Origin of the sequence: Saccharopolyspora endophytica, assembly GCF_018070075.1 — a bacterium.
GTDB classification, from domain to species: Bacteria; Actinomycetota; Actinomycetes; order Mycobacteriales; family Pseudonocardiaceae; genus Saccharopolyspora; species Saccharopolyspora endophytica.
Map to the genome: position 1 here is coordinate 336582 of NZ_JAGPXE010000004.1, position 19483 is coordinate 356064.

Here is a 19483-nt window from a genome sequence, read left to right on the forward strand (position 1 = left end):
CCGTGCAGCCCGGTAACTAACACCGTTAGTTTTATGGCAGCCTAGAACCGTCCTGGCGCACGCCGCAAGGGATTCCGGTGAGGAGACAGACGTTGCCCAGACCCAGCACACCCCGGCTCTCCCCGGAACGCATCCGAAGGTCCGGGCTGGAGATCATCGACACCGAGGGCCTGGACGCGCTCTCGATGCGCAGGCTGGCCCAACGCCTCGACGTGCGCGCCGCGTCGCTGTACAACCACGTGGCCACCAAGGAAGACCTGCTGCACGAGATCGCCGACGAAGTGATGAGCGCGGTCGACGTCTCCGACTTCGACCGGGACTGGGTCACCGGCCTGCGCACCTGGGCCCGCTCCTACCGCGCCGCCCTGGTCGACCACCCGAACCTGGTCCCGTTCATCGCCTACGGCCCGGCCCGGCGCGATTCGGCCCTGCGCGCCGCCGACGCCGTCCACGGCGGCCTCACCCGGGCGGGCTGGCCGCAGCGCTACGCCACGATGATCGGCGCCTCGACGAAGTACCTGGTCATCGGCTCGGCGATGGGCTCGTTCAGCCACGGTTTCCCCGCCGACGCCACGGTCTACGCCAACCGCTTCCCGCACCTCAGCAGGGCCCACCTGCTCCACCAGAAGGCGGCGGAGATAGACGCCGCCAGCTTCGAACTCGCCCTCACAGCCCTCATCGACGGCCTCAAAGCCCAACTCGACGACCTCGCCCGCGAAAGCTGAACCAAGAGGGACACCATCGAGCGAACCACTTTTGGTTCTCGATCCGGTTCACGCCGCGTACCATTGAGGCATGTCCACCAGCTTCACCGTCCGTCTCGACGACGACGCAGAACGGAAACTGGCTGCCCTCATGAGCGATGGCAGCTCACGCAACAGCGCCATCCGCTACGCGCTGGACGTGTCGTATCGACACCTCGTCAACGAACAGATGCGAGAGGAATCCGCCATACTGCTTCAAGATCCAGAAGACCTCGCCGAGGTCAACGCAGCCCGCGAAGCGATGGGCGCGGGCGATGCGTGGTGACGTTTACCGATTGAAGGACAACCCGAACGCACGAGGTCACGAGCAGCGCGGTCCGCGCTTCGCCGTGATCTTGCAGTCGGACGCGCTCCTGACCTCGACGGTGATCGCCGCGCCGACGTCAAACAGCGCACGTCCTGCCGCGCACCGCCCCGAGATTCGCATCGGAGATCAACGAACGCGTGTCCTGGTGGAACAGGTCCAGGCTGTCGACCCCCTGCAGCGGTTCGGGCAACAAGCAGGCACTTTGACGAGAGACGAGGTCGAAGAGGTCGACGAGGCTTTGCGGCGCGTACTGGGGCTTTTCGCTCCTTGGTGAGAACGCGCCGCTCAGCGCGGGAGCCCGGTGCGCAAGGGTTGAGATCACTCGGTCTTCCTGTTGACTGGGGGTGGGGCGGTTCGTAGCGTCTGTGAGCGGTACAACCGAATACCGCGCCGATGACGTCTCGCGGGAGAGACCTCGTCCTCGCCGGACGAGGCGCCGAAGGAGCAATACTCCCCAGTAAACTCTCAGGCACCGTTACCGCAGGACACCAGGCGAATCACGGAGAAAAGCAGGAGCATCGCGCTTCTCGCCCACGGTGCAAACCACCCTGCCGGGTGGTGAAACTCTCAGGCCAATGACTCCGGGGAGACCCCGCCCGACCAGCGCAGACCGCGCCGGTCGGGGGTCGAGGCGCCCCGGATAAGGTTGGGCGCGTGAGCTGACCGGCCCTCGACTGCCGACCGGCACGCCCACCCAGGAGGAGTTTCACCATGTCGTCGCCCCGACAGACACCGCTGCACGCGGTGCACGAATCCCTCGGCGCCACCTTCACGGAGTTCGCCGGCTGGCAGATGCCGGTTCGCTACAGCAGCGACACCGCCGAGCACAACGCGGTCCGCACGGGCGCCGGTCTGTTCGACCTCACGCACATGGGCGAGATCCTGATCAGCGGCCCGCAGGCCGCCGAGGCGCTGGACTACGCGCTGGTCGCCAACACCTCGGCCATCACCCCGGGTCGCGCTCGCTACACCATGATCTGCAACGACGCCGGTGGCGTGCTCGACGACCTGATCGTCTACCGGCTCGCCGACCAGGAGTTCCTGGTCGTGGCCAACGCCGCGAACGCCGCCGTGGTCTCCGCCGAGCTGGCCGAGCGGGTCTCCGGTTTCGACGCGACGCACACCGACGCCTCCGACGACTACGCGCTGATCGCGGTGCAGGGCCCGAACGCGGTGGCGATCCTGGCGCCGCTGACCGACACCGACCTGAGCACCGTCAAGTACTTCGCGGGCTACCGCGCCACGGTCGCGGGCAAGGACGTGCTGCTGGCGCGCACCGGCTACACCGGCGAGGACGGCTTCGAGCTGTTCACCGCCCCCGGCGACGCCGAGGCCGTGTGGCAGGCGCTGACCTCCTCCGGTGCCGAGCACGACCTGCAGCCGGCCGGGCTGTCCTGCCGCGACACGCTGCGCCTGGAAGCCGGCATGCCGCTGTACGGCAACGAGCTGTCCGCGGAGCTGACGCCCTTCCACGCGAACCTCGGCCGAGTGGTCAAGCTGGACAAGGACGCCGACTTCGTCGGCAAGTCCGCGCTGGCCGCGGTTGCCGAGAAGCCCACCGAGCGCACCCTGGTGGGACTGACCACCGAGCAGCGGCGGGCGCCGCGCCACGGTTACCGCGTCCTCGACGCCGACGGCGCCGAGATCGGCGAGGTCACCAGCGGAGCACCGTCCCCGACCCTCGGGCATCCGATCGGGATGGCCTACGTCGACCGGGAGCACAGCGAGCCCGGCACGGCGCTGCAGGTCGACATCCGAGGCCGCAACGTCGCGGTGCAGGTCGTCGAGCTGCCGTTCTACCGCCGCAACGCCTGACTGAAAGAAAGAAACAGGAGGCACACACTGATGTCGAACCCGGATCTGTTCAACGATGCCCTGGCAGCGGTTGACCCGGAGGTGGCAGCGGCGGTCGGCGCCGAGCTGGGTCGCCAGCAGAACACCCTCGAGATGATCGCCTCGGAGAACTTCGCGCCGCAGGCCGTGCTGCAGGCGCAGGGCTCGGTGCTGACCAACAAGTACGCCGAGGGCTACCCGGGCAAGCGCTACTACGGCGGCTGCGAGCACGTCGACGTCGTCGAGCAGCTGGCCATCGACCGCATCAAGGACCTCTTCGGCGCCAGCTACGCCAACGTGCAGCCGCACTCGGGCGCGCAGGCCAACGCGGCGGCGATGTTCGCGCTGCTCAAGCCGGGCGACACCATCATGGGCCTGGACCTGGCCCACGGTGGTCACCTCACCCACGGCATGCGGATCAACTTCTCCGGCAAGCTCTACAACGTCGTGCCGTACCACGTCGCCGAGTCCGACCACCGGGTCGACATGGACGAGGTCGCGCGCCTGGCGCGGGAGAACAAGCCGCAGCTGATCGTCGCGGGCTGGTCGGCCTACCCGCGTCAGCTGGACTTCAAGCGGTTCCGGGAGATCGCCGACGAGGTCGGCGCCTACCTGATGGTCGACATGGCGCACTTCGCCGGCCTGGTGGCCGCGGGTCTGCACCCGTCGCCGGTGCCGCACGCGCACGTGGTCACCACGACCACGCACAAGACGCTGGGCGGCCCGCGCGGTGGTGTGATCCTGTCCAACGACGAGGAGTTCACCAAGAAGTTCAACTCCGCGGTCTTCCCCGGTCAGCAGGGCGGCCCGCTGGAGCACGTGATCGCGGGCAAGGCGGTGGCCTTCAAGATCGCCGCCGGCGAGGAGTTCAAGGACCGCCAGCGCCGCACGGTCGAGGGCGCCCGGATCCTGGCCGAGCGCCTGCTGGCCTCCGACACCACCGAGGCCGGTGTCTCGCTGGTCTCCGGCGGCACCGACGTGCACCTGGTGCTGGTGGACCTGCGCAACTCCGAGCTGGACGGCAAGCAGGCCGAGGACCGTCTCCACGAGATCGGCATCACGGTCAACCGCAACGCCGTCCCGAACGACCCCCGCCCGCCGATGGTCACCTCGGGTCTGCGGATCGGCACCCCGGCGCTGGCCACCCGCGGCTTCGGCAAGGAGGAGTTCACCGAGGTCGCCGAGGTGATCGCGCAGGCCCTCAAGCCGAACTTCGACGAGTCGATCAGCGCCGAGCTGCGCGCCCGCGTGGAGGCCCTGGCCGCCAAGCACCCGCTCTACCCGAACCTCTGATCACCTGAGAGAACGCCGCATTCCGGGACTTTCGTCCGGAATGCGGCGTTTTTTCATCGCGCTCCGATGTGGACCGAACGCGAACGGTGAAGCGGCTCTTTCAGAATCGTCCGCCCTCTTGCCGCAGCTCGATCACGGGTGGATCATCTCCGCGACACCACCGCCGAATTCGCCGAGGAAAGCGGCCTTCGTCCACAGAGGAGCACGACGTCCATGAGCCAGCCAGTGGCCGAGTACAAGAGAGATCTCAGTACCCGGCACATCAACATGATCGCCATCGGTGGCGCGATCGGTGTCGGGTTGTTCCTCGGCTCCGGCAAAGCGCTCCACCAGGTGGGCCCCGGCCTGATCCTGATCTACGCGGTCGCCGGCGTGATGATCTTCTTCGTGATGCGGGCGCTCGGCGAACTGCTGATGTACCGCCCGGTCAGCGGTTCGTTCGCGGAGTACGCGGGCGAGTTCGTGGGCCCGTGGGCCCGGTTCGCGACCGGCTGGGGCTACTGGCTGGTGTGGATCGTGACCGGCATGGCCGAGATCACCGCCGTCGGCGAGTACTTCCAGTTCTGGTTCCCCGAAGTACCGCAGTGGATCCCCGCGCTCGGCGCGCTGATCGTGCTCAGCGGGGTCAACCTGATCGCGGTGAAGCTCTTCGGCGAGTTCGAGTTCTGGTTCGCGCTGATCAAGGTGCTGGCGATCGTCGGCCTGATCGTGCTGGCCGCGCTGATCCTGGTGTTCGGCTTCTCCAACGTCGGTGACACCGCCTCGCTGAGCAACATCTGGTCGCAGGGCGGGTGGTTCCCCAACGGCACCGCGTCCTCGCTGCTGGCCTTCCAGATCGTCATGTTCGCCTTCGTGGGCGTGGAGATGGTCGGCCAGACCGCCAGCGAGAGCGCCGACCCGCAGAAGGTGCTGCCGCGCGCGATCAACTCGGTGATGCTGCGGATCCTGATCTTCTACGTGGGCGCCCTGGTGGCGCTGACCGCGCTGGTGCCGTGGCACCAGTTCCCGGCCAGCGGCAGCCCGTTCGTGCACGCGTTCACGCTGATCGGCATCCCCGCCGCTGCCGGGGTCATCAACTTCGTGGTCACCACGGCCGCGCTGTCGTCGTGCAACAGCGGCATCTACTCCACCGGCCGCATGCTGCGCACGCTGTCCGAGGACGGGCAGGCGCCGCGCAGGCTCGGACAGCTGTCCGGCAGGGCCGTTCCGGCGCGGGCGATCGGCGTGACGTTCTGCGCGATGCTGATCGGCGTGGCGCTGAACTACCTGGCGCCGGAGGAGGCGTTCACCTACATCACCAGCGCTAGCACGGCCGGGGCCATCTTCACCTGGGGGATGATCCTCATCGCGCACCTGGGCTACCGCCGCAAGGTCTCGCGAGGTGAGCTGCCCGAGGGCCGGTTCCGGATGCCGCTGGCGCCGTACTCGAACTACGTGGTGCTGGCGTTCCTGGCGTTCGTCGTGGTGCTGCTGGCCTTCGACGCCGAGACCCGCATCGCCCTCTACATCACGCCGGTGCTGGCGATCGCGATCGTCGTCGGCTACCTCGTGAGCCGCACGAAGCAACCCGCCCGAGTCTGAACGTCGAAGCGAGAGCGGGCCCCGGTCCTCATCGGCCGGGGCCCGTTCTCATGCGCCTTCGGCGGTGTCGGCGAGGTCCTGGAGGGCCCGGGCGAGCTGGCGGGCTTCGGAGCGGCTGAGCTCGCTGGGCTCGTAGCCGGCTTCGCAGGCGGTGCGGCCGAGCCAGGTGACCAGGTAGGTCTCCGCCCCCGCGGCCTCGATCGCGAGGTTGAGCCGCTGACCGGTGCGCGACATGTCGAAGGCGACCTGCCCGGCCTCGGCGTCGAGCAGGCCGAGCACCGCTCTGGCCAGCTCGCGGGCCTCGTCCGGGGACAGCTCGCAGGGCTCGCAACCGCCGTCGCGGGCGCTGTCGACGAACGCGATCAGGTAGGTCTCCCCGACCGAGGTCTCGACGGCCACGTGCAGTCGCTCGCCCGTGCGAGGAGCCGGGATGGCGGCCGCTGTGGCCGGAGCGCTCACGGTGCCGGTGTGGCTCATGCTGTCACCTCTCATCCGTTCTCAGGCAGCAGTCCACTCCGCTTCCGGCCGGATGTCACCCCGTGAACGTTCGCGGAGGACCAACCGTTTCCGAATTTCAACAAGGCCCGGCACCTACACGCCGGCTTCCGCGTGGTCGGCGGTGGAGCGTTCCAGCTTCTCCACGCGCGCGCTGACCTCGCGCAGCAGGACCTGGGTGGGCACCGAGTCGAGCTCGGGAACGATGCGGACCTCGGCTCCCGCCTCGTCCGCGCTCAGCCGACCAGCCTTGACCAGCACTTCCAGCAGCGGGACACCGAGGGCGCGGGCCATGATCCGCGCGTTGCCGATGTCGGGCCGGTAGCCCTTGCGCCAGCGGAAGACCACGCTCGGTCTCAAACCGCTGTGCTCGCAGAAGTCGTGAACGGTCCATCCGCGTTCGGCCAGGTGCCGTTCGAGGTATTCGACGAAGTCGCTGTCCCCCGCAGTCGCGGTCACGTCGCTCGCGCCAGCGTGTGCCATGCGTTCGAGTCTAGTCCCACCCGTGCGACTCACCGCACTCCGCTTAACGGGTGGATGCGCACGCCTGCCATCGGCGGCCAGCGCTTTCACCACTGGTTTCGCGCTGATGCATCCATTAGAGTCCAGACACATGAATGAGACTCACGTGTGCGCCAGGCCGCCAACCCCCGGCCGCGGAGTCCGAATCTCGTTGCACCACCAGGCTCACTAGGGGTGGTTGGTGTTTCAGGTGTGGGACTCAGCCCGCACCGCCGCAGGTTCGTCAGCGGTTTCGTGGCGAGTACGCCGCGACGCCGTGTATTGGCATCCATCAGGAGCAGCGCACGGAGACCACGAACCGCTCAGGTTCTGCCACCCGCACCGCCACGCAAAGTGGTCCCCCAACAGTTCTCAGGCCGCGGTCTCGACGTCCTCTGCTTGCGTCTCGGCGGTCACGACCTGGCTGCGCGGGCGACGGCGCTTCCACGCCCAGACACCCACACCGACCAGCACGACCGCGATCGCCAGCACCCAGCTCGCGCGGCCGAGCATCGACTCGACGTACTTCGCCGACGCTCCCGCGGCCCAGCCGATGCCGACGTGGGTGGCCGACCAGGCCACGGCACCGATCACCGACGAGACGAAGAACCGCGGGTAGGACATGCCGCTGGTACCCGCCGCGGCGGGCAGCAGCGTCCGCACCACCGGCAGGAACCTGCCCACCAGCACCGCGCCGATCCCCCAGCGCCGCAGCAGCGTGCCCGCGCGGTCCCAGTGGTGCTGGCCGAGCTTGCGCACCACCTTCGTCTCGCGCATCTTCAGCCGGTACCGGCGGCCGAGCCAGAACCCGATGTTGTCGCCGATCGCCGCGCACACCGCCACGGTTCCGGCCAGCGTCAGGAAGAACCCGAGGTCGTTCACCGCTGCCGAGGCCACCAGCAGACCCGCCTCGCCGGGGACCAGGAACCCCAGGCCGATGGTGCACTCACCGAGCACCAGAGCTCCGGTGGCCAGCACGAGCAGCGGCCGGGGCAGACCGGCGATCATGGCCAGGGCGTCGCTGATGAACGTCACGGGATCGGGCTCCTCGGCTGCGGTAGCTCGGACGGCGGTCACGCTACCGGGGAGCAGATGAGCTGTTCTCAGGTATGGCACCGATACGCCAACCGAAGCCGAAAGCGTTGTCCCTAGGGGGAACCGGATCAGCAGGACTTGGTCCAGGCGCACTCCAGGGCACTTTCGTCGCGCGGGGTGCTCGGGTCGTCGGGCTCCGTGCGCAGCTGCGGCACCCGCGGGCGCCCGCGCGGCTGGTCGGCGGCGCCGTTGTGCTCGGCGAGCCGGACCGCGATCGCGTCCTCCAGGTCCTGCGGGGTGTCGGAGAGGAAGTCGTTGAACACCACCGAGAACACCAGCCTGCGACCGTCAGCAGCGGTGACGTAGCCCGACAGCGAGGTGACACCGGTCAGCGAACCGGTTTTGGCGTGCACGTTGCCGGCCGCGGCGGTGTCGGCCATCCGGTTGCGCAGGGTGCCGCCGACCATCCTGTCCGGTGCTCCGGCGACGGGCAGGGCGTCGTAGAAGGTCTGGGCCCACGGGCGTTGCGAGGCGTTGTCCAGCAGCAGGGCGAGCTGATCCGGGGTGACGCCGTCCATCCGGGACAGCCCTGATCCGTCCACCAGGCGCAGCGCATCGGCGTCCACGCCGAGCCCGCGCAGCTTCTCGGTGAGCACGCCCGTCCCGGCCGCCCAGCTCCCCTCCCCGGCCTGCTCGCGGCCCATGGCCTTGACCAGGACCTCGGCGTGGCCGTTGTTGCTGAGCTTGAGGAACGGCACCAGCAACTCGCGCAGCGGCATCGACTCGCGCGCGGCCAGCTCGCGGGCGCCCGGTGGGGCGGCGGCCTTGCCGGTCCCGGTGACGGTGATGCCTCGCGCGGCCAGGGCGCGGGCGAAGACGTCGGTGGCGTAGGCGGTCGCGTCGGGCACGGCCACCCACTCCTCGACCGGCGCGGCACCGACCGGGACGGTCCCGGTCACCACGACCCGGCCGCTGTGGTGGTCGCGGGTGATGGCGAGGTCGGGTTCGCCCTCGGCGGCGGTGGTGGCGCGGTTGTCGACGCTCAGCGCACCGGTTCCCGGGTCGAGCGCGACCTCCGGTGCCTGGCCCGGCGCGGTGGGCGTGACCCGCACGATCGCGCTGCCGGCGTCGTAGTCGGTGTCCGGCGCCGCGCTCAGCGCCGAGACCGGCGCCGAGTAGTAGTAGGGCTCGTCGTCCCAGGCCCAGCCGGTGCCCAGCGGGACGTCGTCGAACCAGGTGTCGTCGGCCAGCAGCCGGCCGCGCACCTCGCGAACGCCCTGCTCGGCGATCTGGGCGGCGAGCCGGTCGTAGTCGGCGGCCAGCATCGTCGGGTCGCCCGTTCCGCGCAGGTGGAGATCGCCCAGCAACGTCGGGCCCTGCTGCGCGGCGTCGCTGAGCACCTGCGTGCGGAACCGGTAGTCGGGCCCGAGGGATTCCAGCGCTGCCGCCGCGGTGAACAGCTTCGCGTTGGAGGCCGGCGTGGCGCGGTCGGTGGCCTGCCTGCTGTAGAGGATCTCGTCGGTGGCCGGGTCGCGGACCACGACCCCGGCCTGCGCTCCGCCGAGCCTGGGGTCGGCCAGGATGTCGTCGAGGTCGACCTTCAGCGCGTCCACCCCGGTCGGCGCCGCACCCGTGGAGGGCACCGCCACCAGCGGGAACGCCACCGCCAACCCGACCACGAACGCCCACCGTCTGCACATGCCCGCTCCTCTCCGAGATCACGGAGACTAGGCACCCCAGATGTGAAAGGTCAACAAAACCAACCCAAAAGCCGCAAAAGAAAAACCACCCCACCCCCGCACCCGGAACCCCGCAGCGATCAGGCCCCGGAATACCGCAGTAATCCGGGACCTGAATACGGCAGTAATCCGGACCCGGACCCAGAACCGAAGTTAGCCGACTGCGACCGAAGTGACCGCAGCCAGCGGACGCGGCTGCCGCGAGGACGGAATACCGCAGTAATCCGGGACCTGAATACGGCGGTAATCCGGGTGCGAACCCGGAACCGAAGTCGGCCGACTGCGACCAGAGGGACCGCAGCCAGGGAACGCGGCTGCCTGGGGACGGAATACCGCAGTAATCGGGGGTCTGAATACTGCGGTATTCCGGGTGGAGTGAGGTTCGGGGTCAGCCGACTGCGATTGAGGTGGCCATGGCCAGGAGGGCGCCGCCGCAGCAGCGCTCGAAGACCGCGCGGCGCTTGGGGCTCGCCAGGAACGCGGCCAGTCGACCGACGGACGGGACGACGACCAGCCACCACGCGGCGAAGGCCATCACCGCGACGCCGCTGAGCAGCGCGGCCTGCGGCATCGGTGCCGCGCTCGGGTCCATCGCCTGCGGCAGCAGCGTCAGGAACGTCAGCATCACCTTCGGGTTGAGCACGTCGGTGAGCAGCCCGCGCAGGAACACCCCGCGGCCGGAACGCGGCTGCTCGACCGCGGTCTCGGCCGGGTGGGAACCGGCGTGGCGCAGCATCTGCAGCGCCATCCACCCCAGGTAGGCCACACCCAGCCCCTTGACCACGAACAGCGCCGCCGGCACGGCCGCGACCAGCGCCGACAAGCCGAGGGTGGCGGCAGTGGCGTGCAGCAGCAGCCCGCAGTTCACGCCCGCCGCGGCCAGCCATCCGTACCTGCGACCGCTGGCCGCGTTGCGGGTCACCAGGACGAAGTCGGGACCGGGGACCAGCACGATGACCAGCAGCGCCAGCAGGAACGACCCCCAGGCGATGTGCACGACGAACTCCTTCGAAATTTCGGGGAAGCAGATGCGAAGATTCTCCGACGATGGTTCGCCTGCTTTCGAGCTCCCACGTAGGATGTTCGGTTATGAGTGAATCCGTAGAACTGGATTCGGTTGACTGGTGGATTCTGGAGGAGTTGCAGAACGACGCGACCCTGCCGAACCGCACCCTCGCCGAACGGATCGGGCTGGCACCGTCCAGCTGCCTGCAACGCGTCCGCAGGCTGCGAGAACAGGGAGTGATCACCGGGTCGCACATCGACGTCGACCCGGCCTCGACGGGACTGGCGCTGGAGGCGGTGGTGGCGGTCAACGTCCGCCCGCACACCCGCCAGATCGTGGATCAGTTCCGCGAGTTCGTCATGGCCCAGCCGGAGACCCGCTCACTGCTGCACGTGAGCGGCCAAGCCGACTTCCTGCTGCACGTCGCGGTGGCCGACACCAAGCACCTGCAGGAGTTCCTCGTCGACAAGCTCGCGTCCCGAACCGAGGTCCGCAACTTCACCAGCTCGATCGTCCTGGAACAACTCCGCACCAGAGCCCTCACAGCCCCCAAGCACCTGCGCCCCAAACGCCGCAGACGCACGTGAGCACCGAAGGCACTTCGTCAAGTGCGGGACTCAGCTCGCACCGCCGCCACCCCAGGCATCAGACCCACCGACACCACCACGACCCGGCCCCCGCAGGTGATCACCCGAACTTCAGTGGAACTCGGACACCCGATTTCAGTGGAAACCCGGAACCTGACTTCAGTGGAACTCGAGAACCCGATTTCAGTGGAAGTCCGGGATCTGATTTCACTGAAATCGGGGGGCTGCACGGGAGTGGGCGCGTGGCGGAGGCGGGACGACGTCAGGTCAGTCGTTGACGCGGAGGAGGCCCTCTTGGACGACCGTGGCGACCAGCTGGCCGTCCTGGGAGAAGAAGCGGCCGGTGGCCAGACCGCGACCGCCGGAGGCGCTCGGCGAGGCGCAGTCGTAGAGGAACCACTCATCAGCGCGGAAGCGGCGGTGGAACCACATCGCGTGGTCCAGGCTCGCGCCGACCACGTTGTCCAGGCCCCAGTAGACGCCGTGCCGCGCGAGGGGCGCGTCCAGCAGCGTCATGTCGGAGGCGAAGGCGGCGATGCAGACGTGCAGCAGGTGGTCGTCCGGCACGGCCAGGGCGCCGTCGGCGCGCATCCACACCTGGTTGCGGGCCTCGCGCGGGCCGTTCTCGCGGCTCACCCACGGCGGCTCGGTGACGTAGCGGACGTCGATCGGGCGGGGCTGCGGCGGGCCGAGCTTCGACAGCGACTCGCCGAGCCGCTCGCCGAACGTCGGCAGCGATTCGGGGTCGGGGACCTCGGGCATCGGCTCGGCGTGGTCGATGCCGTCCTCGTCGAGCTGGAACGACGCCGAGAGGGAGAAGATCGTCTTGCCGCGCTGCAGCGCGACCACGCGGCGCGTGGTGAACGAACGACCGTCACGGGTGCGGTCGACCTCGTAGACGATCGGGATGCTCGGGTCGCCGGGCCGGATGAAGTACGCGTGCAGCGAGTGCACCCGTCGCTCCTCCGGCACCGTGCGACCGGCGGCGACCAGCGCCTGTCCGGCGACCTGGCCGCCGAAGACGCGAATGGTCGAGGAAGCGGGGCTGACACCGCGGAAGATGTTCTCCTCGATGCGCTCCAGGTCCAGCAGCGCGACCAGGCTGTCCAGCACGGGTTGGCCGTGCGGCACGCCGTTGACGTCCACCGGAACCTCGCCCTGCAGGTGGGTTCCGGCCGGGTCGGCTGCTGCGGCCCTGGCCGCTTCGGTCACTGCGTGCTCCTCGGGTAGTGCGCCCGACCGGCCGGACGGGAGCTGGTGCTCCCGTCCGAAGGCCGATCAGACGTGGTCTTCTTCGCCCAGCCGGTGCACGCGGATGAGGTTGGTCGAACCGACCGTGCCCGGCGGCGAACCGGCGACGACCACGACCATGTCGCCGCGCTGCGACCGGCCCAGCGACAACATCGCCTGGTCGACCTGCCGCACCATCTGGTCCGTTGTGTCCACCTTAGGCACCAAGAACGTTTCCGTCCCCCAAGTGAGAGCGAGCTGACTCCGCACGGACTCCTCGGGGGTGAACGCCAGCAGCGGCAGGCGGGTGTGCAGTCGCGCGAGCCGGCGCACGGTGTCGCCGGACTGCGTGAAGGCCACCAGAGCCTTGGCGTTGAGGCGCTCGCCGATGTCGCGCGCCGCGTAGGAGATCACGCCGCGCTTGGTGCGCGGGACGTGGCTCAGCGGCGGCGGCGTGGGCGAACCGGATTCCACGGCCTCGACGATGCGGGCCATGGTCTGCACGGTCTCGATCGGGTAGCGGCCGACGCTGGTCTCGCCGGACAGCATCACCGCGTCGGCGCCGTCGAGGACCGCGTTGGCGACGTCGGAGGTCTCGGCCCGGGTCGGGCGCGAGTTCTGGATCATCGAGTCCAGCATCTGGGTGGCCACGATGACCGGCTTGGCGTTCTCCCGCGCGATGCGGATCGCCTTCTTCTGGACCAGCGGGACGTGCTCGAGCGGGAGCTCCACGCCGAGGTCACCGCGGGCGACCATGACACCGTCGAAGGCCAGCACGATGGCTTCGAGGTTGTCCACCGCCTCCGGCTTCTCCAGCTTCGCGATGACCGGTGCGCGGCGGCCGACGCGGTCCATGACCTGGTGGACCAGGTCGATGTCGGCGGGGCTGCGCACGAACGACAGCGCGATGAAGTCCACGCCCAGCTCGAGCGCGAACTCCAGGTCCTCGATGTCCTTCTCGGACAGGGCCGGCACGGAGACGTCCATGCCCGGCAGGGAGATTCCCTTGTTGTCGGAGACGGGACCGCCCTCGGTCACCTCGCACACGACATCGTTGTCCTCGACGGAGGTCACGACCATCGCGACCTTGCCGTCGTCGACCAGGAGCCGGTCGCCCTTCTTGGCGTCCTCGGCCAGGCCCTTGTAGGTGGTGGACACCCGGTCATGCGTGCCCTGCACGTCATCGACCGTGATGCGCACGACGTCGCCGGTTCGCCACTCGACCGGTCCGGCTGCGAACTTCCCGAGCCGGATCTTCGGTCCCTGCAGGTCTCCTAGGATGCCCACGGCGCGGCCGGATTCCTTCGCCGCGGCCCGGACCATGTCGTAGACCTGCTGGTGGTCGGCGTGGCTGCCGTGGCTGAAGTTCAGCCGGGCGACGTCCATTCCGCTGCTGACGAGCTCGGCCACCTTCTCCGGATTGGCGGTGGCGGGGCCCATGGTACAAACGATCTTGGCTCGTCGACTCACATCACGTCAGCGTAGTCTCTCGCCGCCCGGGTGCAGCACTCAGCCACGCCCCAAGAAGCTGATCGGTGATTTCGTTGCTGGATCATTACAGAAACCAGCTCAAACGGCTTCCGCTCCTGATCGTGCTCCTGATCAGCGTGATCGTGCTGTTCACCCCGGAATCGGGCGTGCCCACGGCTCCGCCGGGGACCGACAAGGTGGTGCATTTCACCCTTTTCGCCGCGCTGGCGATCACCGGTCGCCTCGCCGGGTGGCGCACCTCGTCGCTGCTGCCCGCGCTCGTCGCCTACGCAGCCCTCTCGGAGGTGCTGCAGGGCGTGCTGCCGCTGGGGCGCAGCTGCGAACTCCTCGACGGCCTCGTGGACGTCGCGGGCGCCCTGGCCGGCTGGGCGGCGTTCGCCCTGAGGTCCAAGGCCCGTTGAGGCACGCGGCGGCGCCGCATCCTCTTTTCACCACCCTGGCAGCTGGCACCGCCGCGGGTTCTGAGCGGCTCTCTGGGGAGGACAGCCGAAGCGCCGTGTATTTGGCTGGCATACATCAGTCTCGGATCCCGGAGCCAGAGAGCCGCTCAGGTTCCGCCACCCGCACCGCCCAGCAACCCAACCCAAGCAGCGACAAGCCCTCAGCGCCGCTTCTTCTCGGTGATGCCGACGTGGTCGGCGCACCACTGGTTGAGCTCGCGCACGGCCTCCCACGACTCGCGCACCCGTTGCAGGCAGTCGCGCTCGTGGAGCACGTCGTCGGGTTCCCAGGTGCGGGCCGCGTAGAGCGTCTTGTGCCGCAGCAGGTCCAGCCTCGGGTGATCGGGGGCGAAGCCGCGCGGGCGCGTCTGCAGCGTGCTCCCGGCGATCTCCCAGCCCTGCTCGGCGAGCGCGTCGAGCAGCCTTCGCAGCTCCTCGCCGTGGATCTCGGTGTCGACCGCCGCCCGGAACCGGGCCAGCTGGTCGGACTCGGTGTGGTAGCAGCCGCCCGCCACCATCATCCCCTCCGGGCCGACCTCGACGTAGTAGGCGCCGCCGCCGCGCCCCTGCTCGATGACGGCTCCGCAGTGGGTCTTGTACGGCGACTTGTCGCGGCTGAACCGCACGTCGCGGAAGGGCCGGAACACCTTGCCCTTGCCGAACCCGGGCGCGAACTCGGGTTCCAGCTCGGCCAGCAGCGCCTCCATCGGCGCCCGCACGTGCTCGGAGTAGAGCCGCTGGTTGTCCGCCCAGTAGGCCTTCGAGTTGTCCGCCAGGAGCCCTTCGTAGAACTCCACAACCCCGTCGCCGAAACCCTCGAACCTCACGCCTCGACCTTAGAGGGGCGATCAGACGCGCCGGTGCGGGTAGCCGACCTCCTCGTGGAAGGGAGCCGCGGAACCCCCGGCCGGGTGGATTCCACGACTACTGCGGGGCGGCTGGTCTCCGAAGTCCCCTCGAAGGGATTACAGCGGCCGGGCGGATCAAGATCCCAGGTCAGCGGCCGATTCGCGAGCTAAGCTCGAATGGTGGTCTCCACTGCCAACGCCCGCATGCGCGAATCAGCGGGCAACCTCCCGGCCGACGTGACGAGCTTCGTCGGCCGTCGTCGTGAGATCACCCTGACCAAACGCCTCTTCTCCGAGGCCCGCGTGGTCACCCTCACCGGTCCGGGCGGTGTCGGCAAGACGCGGCTGGCCGTGCGCGTGGCCTCGAACATGCGCCGCTCCTTCCGCGACAAGGCGTGGTTCGTCGAGCTGGAGAACCTCGACGACGGTGCGCTGGTGCTCGACGCCGTCATCGAGCAGCTGGGTCTCGGCGGGCCGTCGTCGGCCGCGGGCCTGGAGACGATCGTCGACCAGCTCAAGAACCGCGAGATGCTGCTGGTCCTGGACAACTGCGAGCACGTGATCGAGGACGTCGCCATGCTCGTCGACGCGATCATGCGCTGGTGCCCGGGCGTGCGCGTGCTGGCCACCAGCAGGCAGTCGCTCGGCGTGGCCGGCGAGTCCACGGTCGTCGTGCCGCCGATGCAGGTGCCCGATCCCGGCCACCTCCCGCCCGCCGAGGCCTACGAGCAGTTCGCCTCGGTCCGGCTGTTCGTCGACCGGGCCAAGGCCGCGGTCCCGGAGTTCGAGGTCACCGCCGACAACGCCGACGCGCTGATGCGGCTGTGCCACCACCTCGACGGGAACCCGCTGGCCATAGAGCTGGCGGCGGTCCGGCTCCGGTCGCTGTCGCTGCAGCAGCTCGAGGAGCGCCTCGCCGACCGCTACGACCTGCTCACCGAGGGCCGCCGAGGCGCGCCTCCCCGCCAGCAGACGCTGCGCGCGCTGATCGACTGGAGCTACGAGCTCCTCGACGAGCGCGACCGGCGGGCGTGGGCGCGGATGTCGGCCTTCTCCGGCAGCTTCGACCTCTCCGCCGCCGAGCACGTGGCCGGCGACGGCAAGGGCGTCGACATCCTCACCGCGGTGCACTCGCTGGTCGACAAGTCCGTGCTGATGCGCGAGGAGGACGGCGGCGAGGTCCGCTACCGGCTGCCGCACACGCTGCGCGAGTACGGCCTGGACAAGCTCGGCGAGTACGGCGAGACGAACCTGGTGCGCGACCGGCACTGCACCTTCTTCGCCGAGCTCAGCGCGCGGTTCGCCGCCGAGTGGATCGGTCCCGACCAGGCCGCGTGGGTGCAGCGGCTGCGCAACGAGCAGGACAACCTGCGCATGGCGCTGCGGCACGCCGCCGAGGGCTCCGAGACGGGCGGGACCGCGCTGCGGCTGGTCACCGACCTGTGGCCGTACTGGGGAATCCGCGGTCTGAACGCCGAAGCGCGCCACTGGCTGGACGAGGTCCTCGACAACACCCGGAGCGACCTGCCCGAACGCGCCAAGGCGCTGCGGGTCAGCGCCTGGTTCGCGCTGCTGCAGGGCGATCTCGACCGGGTGCAGCCGACCCTCGAACGCGCCACCGCGCTGGCCACCCGGCGCGGTGACGAGATCGAGCGCGCCTACCTGGCGCTGCTGCACGGGCTGATCGCGTTCTTCAACAACGACCAGCGGCGCGGCACCGAACTGGCCGACGGGGCGCTGGAGCAGTTCCGCAAGCACCGGGAGCTGGCCGGTGAGCTGTGGTCGCTGCACGCGCTGGGCCTGATCAAGGGCATGGGCGACGACCCCGACGCCGGGCTGCGGATGCTCGCCGAGTGCATCCAGCTGTCGACCGAGCACAGCGAGCTGTACTGGCGCTCCTACGCGCAGTGGGCGACCGCGCAGGTGCAGATGCGCCGGGACCGCGCCGACCGGGCGGAGAACTCGGTGAAGGAAGCGCTGCGGTTGCAGCGCAAGCTCGACAACCGGCTGGGCATCGCCTTCAGCATGGACACGCTCGCCTGGATCGCGCACCGCCAGCAGCGCTTCGAACGCGCGGCCCGGCTGCTGGGCGCGTCCTCGACGCTGTGGGACGCGGTGCGCTCGGCGCCGGGGTTCTGGGCGCGGTTCGCCGGCGACCACGATCAGCACCTGATGCAGATCCGGACGGCGCTGGGACCGGAGGCGTTCGACGAGCAGTACGAGCGCGGGCGGGAGATGTCGCTGACGCACGCCGCGGACTACGCGCTGGAGCTCAAGCGCACCACCAGGCGGTCGTCGTCGGGATCGGAGTCCGAGGACAACGTGCACCCGATGCCGCTGACCCGCCGCGAGCGGCAGATCGCCGATCTGGTCGCGCAGGGGCGCACCAACAAGGACATCGCGGAGAACCTGGTGATCGCCCAGCGCACGGTCGAGGGGCACGTGCAGAACATCCTGACCAAGCTCGACTTCACCTCCCGCGCGCAGATCGCGGGATGGGTCGCGGGGCAGCGAACGGGTGACGCAGCCGACACCGAAGCCCGGTAACGTTCTTGCCCACTATCACAACGGGTAGTCAAAAACGTTCATCGATTGCCCCGAATGGCTCAATCTAGGTAGTCGACCCCGTAGAAACCACCATGCAGGGTGACTCTCCGTTCCGGAGTCTGGTTCCTCGTGACCCCCGACGAGACGAACACCCCCGACCAGATCACCCCCGACACCCCGCAGGATCGCACGACCGGCCGGCGCCGTTGGGAGAGGACGGCGCCCTTCGGCGGCCGACTGCGCGCGAGCTTCCTCGGCGAACCCGCCGACCGCGCTCACCGCGTCGCCCCCAAGGTGCGGTCGCTGCAGGTCGGCGCCGCAGTCGCGGCGTTCGGCGTGCTCGGTGTGTTCACCGCCGCCGCGGGCGGCGACAACGCCGAGACCCGCACCGAGTCCGCTCCGGTGCACCAGGCCGCCGAGGTGGCCCCGCTGGCCGCCCCCGCGCCGCAGCTGCCCGCGCCGGTCCCCGCCCCGGTTCCGGCTCCGGTCATCCAGCCCCAGGCCGCGCCCGCCCCCGTCGCGCAGCCCGCTCCGGCAGCCCAGCCCGCCCCCGAGGCCGCGCCGGAGCGCAAGGAAGCCCCGAAGCCCAAGGACCAGATCGACGCCTGGATCCAGGAGGCCATCCAGGTCATGGAGAAGAGCGGCATCCCGCGCGACCAGATCGATGCCGAGGCCATCCGGACGATCATCATGCACGAGTCCAACGGTGACCCGAGCGCCACGAACAACTGGGACTCCAACGCCGCGGCCGGCACCCCGTCGATCGGTCTGATGCAGACCATCGCGCCGACCTTCGAGTCCTTCGCGCTGCCCGGCCACCAGAACATCTACGACCCCGTCGACAACATCATCGCCGCCACCCGCTACTCGATCGAGCGCTACGGCTCCGTCGCCGACGTCCCCGGCGTCTCGGGCCTGCGTTCCGGCGGCAGCTACCAGGGTTACTGATCCCGGGCCGAATCCCTCGCGACCACTCCCCCGAGGTCGCGAGGGATTCGTGCGTCCGGGGGCGGTTCAGGGCTCCAGGCCTTCGAGGGTTCCTTCGAGGGCTTCGGCCACCAGCTCCCGCATGGCCCACTCGGCGCGGACCCGGTCGCCCGCCCGGATGCACTCGGCGATCTCGCAGTGCAGCCGGACCGCGACCGGACGCGGATGCACCGGCATCAGGCCGTGGCCCGCGCGCCACCGCAGCAGCTCCTCGACGACCTCGTGGAGCTGGGCGAACATCTCGTTGCCGGAGGCGGTGAGGATCAGCCGGTGGAACTCGACGTCGGCGTCCATGAACGCCTCCAGGTCACCGGCGCGCGAGGTGGCCACCATCCGCTCGGAGAGCGCGACCAGCCGGGCCGCGTGGTCGTCCTCCGCGCGGTCGGCGGCCGCCGCGGCGGCCACGGGTTCGACGGCGGTGCGCAGTTCGGCGAGGGTCTTGAGCTCGGCCGAGCGGTCGGCGGCCAGCCGCCAGCGGATGAGCATCGGGTCGAAGCTGTTCCACTCCTCGCGCGGGCGCACCACGATGCCGACCCGCTTGCGGCCCAGGACCAGCCGGATGGAGGCGAGGGTGCGCACGACCTCGCGAGCGACGCTGCGGGAGATGCCGAAGCGCTCCTCCAGCTGCTCGATGCGCAGCACGCTGCCGGGAGCGTGGATGCCCGCGGCGATCTCCCCGCCGAGGACTTCCAGCACCTTGCCGTGCAGCCCGCCGCTCATCCGCCACGCTCCTTCACCGGTGAAAAACGCGTTCGACCAGTGCCCGAGAGTAGGCGGCGAACCCGGGTGACCGGCGTAA

The 19483-nt window shown here is 69.5% G+C and carries 19 protein-coding genes and 2 riboswitches; of the genes, 10 read left to right on the forward strand and 9 right to left on the reverse strand.

The window, feature by feature from the left end:
* Positions 1 to 92 precede the first annotated feature (92 nt).
* From KBO27_RS12180 to KBO27_RS12205, 6 genes are all read left to right on the forward strand, one after another.
* Entirely contained in the window at positions 93 to 725 is a 633-nt protein-coding gene (locus KBO27_RS12180; RefSeq protein ID WP_210970094.1) for a TetR/AcrR family transcriptional regulator, read from the forward strand.
* Between the two features lie 70 nt (positions 726 to 795).
* Complete coding sequence (locus KBO27_RS12185) at positions 796 to 1029, forward strand: hypothetical protein (protein WP_210970095.1); 234 nt, start codon at positions 796 to 798, stop codon at positions 1027 to 1029.
* Positions 1030 to 1039: 10 nt separating this feature from the next.
* The gene (locus tag KBO27_RS12190) at positions 1040 to 1345 is read left to right on the forward strand and encodes a type II toxin-antitoxin system PemK/MazF family toxin (RefSeq protein WP_246536906.1); all 306 of its coding nucleotides are present in this window, start codon (positions 1040 to 1042) and stop codon (positions 1343 to 1345) included.
* Positions 1346 to 1465: 120 nt separating this feature from the next.
* Positions 1466 to 1562, forward strand: a riboswitch (glycine riboswitch).
* 1 nt (position 1563) lies between these two features.
* A riboswitch (glycine riboswitch) is annotated at positions 1564 to 1663 on the forward strand.
* A 119-nt stretch (positions 1664 to 1782) separates the two neighbouring features.
* Positions 1783 to 2886 (forward strand): glycine cleavage system aminomethyltransferase GcvT, encoded by a 1104-nt coding sequence (gcvT, locus tag KBO27_RS12195; RefSeq protein WP_210970097.1) that lies wholly within the window; start codon positions 1783 to 1785, stop codon positions 2884 to 2886.
* Positions 2887 to 2916: 30 nt separating this feature from the next.
* Entirely contained in the window at positions 2917 to 4197 is a 1281-nt protein-coding gene (gene glyA, locus KBO27_RS12200; RefSeq protein ID WP_210970098.1) for a serine hydroxymethyltransferase, read from the forward strand.
* A 213-nt stretch (positions 4198 to 4410) separates the two neighbouring features.
* Positions 4411 to 5778 (forward strand): amino acid permease, encoded by a 1368-nt coding sequence (locus tag KBO27_RS12205; RefSeq protein WP_210970099.1) that lies wholly within the window; start codon positions 4411 to 4413, stop codon positions 5776 to 5778.
* A 48-nt stretch (positions 5779 to 5826) separates the two neighbouring features.
* On the opposite strand, the gene KBO27_RS12210 is transcribed toward KBO27_RS12205, so the two are convergent.
* The 5 genes from KBO27_RS12210 to KBO27_RS12230 form a co-directional block, all read right to left on the reverse strand.
* Positions 5827 to 6255: a hypothetical protein gene (locus KBO27_RS12210; protein WP_210970100.1), complete on the reverse strand. Its 429-nt coding sequence runs from the start codon at positions 6253 to 6255 to the stop codon at positions 5827 to 5829.
* A gap of 114 nt (positions 6256 to 6369) precedes the next feature.
* The gene (locus KBO27_RS12215; RefSeq protein WP_210970101.1) at positions 6370 to 6756 is read right to left on the reverse strand and encodes a helix-turn-helix domain-containing protein; all 387 of its coding nucleotides are present in this window, start codon (positions 6754 to 6756) and stop codon (positions 6370 to 6372) included.
* A gap of 390 nt (positions 6757 to 7146) precedes the next feature.
* The gene (locus KBO27_RS12220) at positions 7147 to 7809 is read right to left on the reverse strand and encodes a DedA family protein (protein WP_210970102.1); all 663 of its coding nucleotides are present in this window, start codon (positions 7807 to 7809) and stop codon (positions 7147 to 7149) included.
* A 128-nt stretch (positions 7810 to 7937) separates the two neighbouring features.
* Positions 7938 to 9509, reverse strand: coding sequence for a D-alanyl-D-alanine carboxypeptidase/D-alanyl-D-alanine endopeptidase (dacB, locus tag KBO27_RS12225; RefSeq protein ID WP_210970103.1), 1572 nt, complete (start codon positions 9507 to 9509; stop codon positions 7938 to 7940).
* Between the two features lie 427 nt (positions 9510 to 9936).
* A complete protein-coding gene (locus KBO27_RS12230; protein WP_210970104.1) occupies positions 9937 to 10545 on the reverse strand; it encodes a LysE family translocator in 609 nt (202 codons plus the stop codon).
* Positions 10546 to 10637: 92 nt separating this feature from the next.
* Here KBO27_RS12230 and KBO27_RS12235 point away from each other — a divergent pair, with 92 nt between their 5' ends.
* Positions 10638 to 11141 (forward strand): Lrp/AsnC family transcriptional regulator, encoded by a 504-nt coding sequence (locus KBO27_RS12235; protein ID WP_210970105.1) that lies wholly within the window; start codon positions 10638 to 10640, stop codon positions 11139 to 11141.
* 267 nt (positions 11142 to 11408) lie between these two features.
* Here the strand turns inward: KBO27_RS12235 and KBO27_RS12240 are convergent, their stop codons facing one another.
* Positions 11409 to 12353 carry an acyl-CoA thioesterase gene (locus KBO27_RS12240; protein WP_372448839.1) on the reverse strand — a complete coding sequence of 315 codons (945 nt, stop codon included), beginning with the start codon at positions 12351 to 12353 and terminating at the stop codon, positions 11409 to 11411.
* Between the two features lie 66 nt (positions 12354 to 12419).
* Positions 12420 to 13841 carry a pyruvate kinase gene (gene pyk / locus KBO27_RS12245; protein ID WP_132677376.1) on the reverse strand — a complete coding sequence of 474 codons (1422 nt, stop codon included), beginning with the start codon at positions 13839 to 13841 and terminating at the stop codon, positions 12420 to 12422.
* A gap of 122 nt (positions 13842 to 13963) precedes the next feature.
* Between pyk and KBO27_RS12250 the strand changes: the two genes are divergently transcribed.
* A complete protein-coding gene (locus KBO27_RS12250; protein WP_307870367.1) occupies positions 13964 to 14263 on the forward strand; it encodes a VanZ family protein in 300 nt (99 codons plus the stop codon).
* A gap of 200 nt (positions 14264 to 14463) precedes the next feature.
* Here the strand turns inward: KBO27_RS12250 and KBO27_RS12255 are convergent, their stop codons facing one another.
* Complete coding sequence (locus KBO27_RS12255) at positions 14464 to 15129, reverse strand: DUF2461 domain-containing protein (RefSeq protein WP_210970106.1); 666 nt, start codon at positions 15127 to 15129, stop codon at positions 14464 to 14466.
* Between the two features lie 201 nt (positions 15130 to 15330).
* On the opposite strand from KBO27_RS12255, the gene KBO27_RS12260 reads away from it, so the two are divergent.
* Both KBO27_RS12260 and KBO27_RS12265 read left to right on the forward strand, forming a co-directional pair.
* Entirely contained in the window at positions 15331 to 17697 is a 2367-nt protein-coding gene (locus tag KBO27_RS12260; RefSeq protein WP_210970107.1) for an ATP-binding protein, read from the forward strand.
* Between the two features lie 129 nt (positions 17698 to 17826).
* Complete coding sequence (locus KBO27_RS12265; RefSeq protein WP_307870368.1) at positions 17827 to 18645, forward strand: transglycosylase SLT domain-containing protein; 819 nt, start codon at positions 17827 to 17829, stop codon at positions 18643 to 18645.
* A 66-nt stretch (positions 18646 to 18711) separates the two neighbouring features.
* Here the strand turns inward: KBO27_RS12265 and KBO27_RS12270 are convergent, their stop codons facing one another.
* Positions 18712 to 19404 (reverse strand): FadR/GntR family transcriptional regulator, encoded by a 693-nt coding sequence (locus tag KBO27_RS12270; RefSeq protein ID WP_210970108.1) that lies wholly within the window; start codon positions 19402 to 19404, stop codon positions 18712 to 18714.
* Positions 19405 to 19483: the final 79 nt, after the last annotated feature.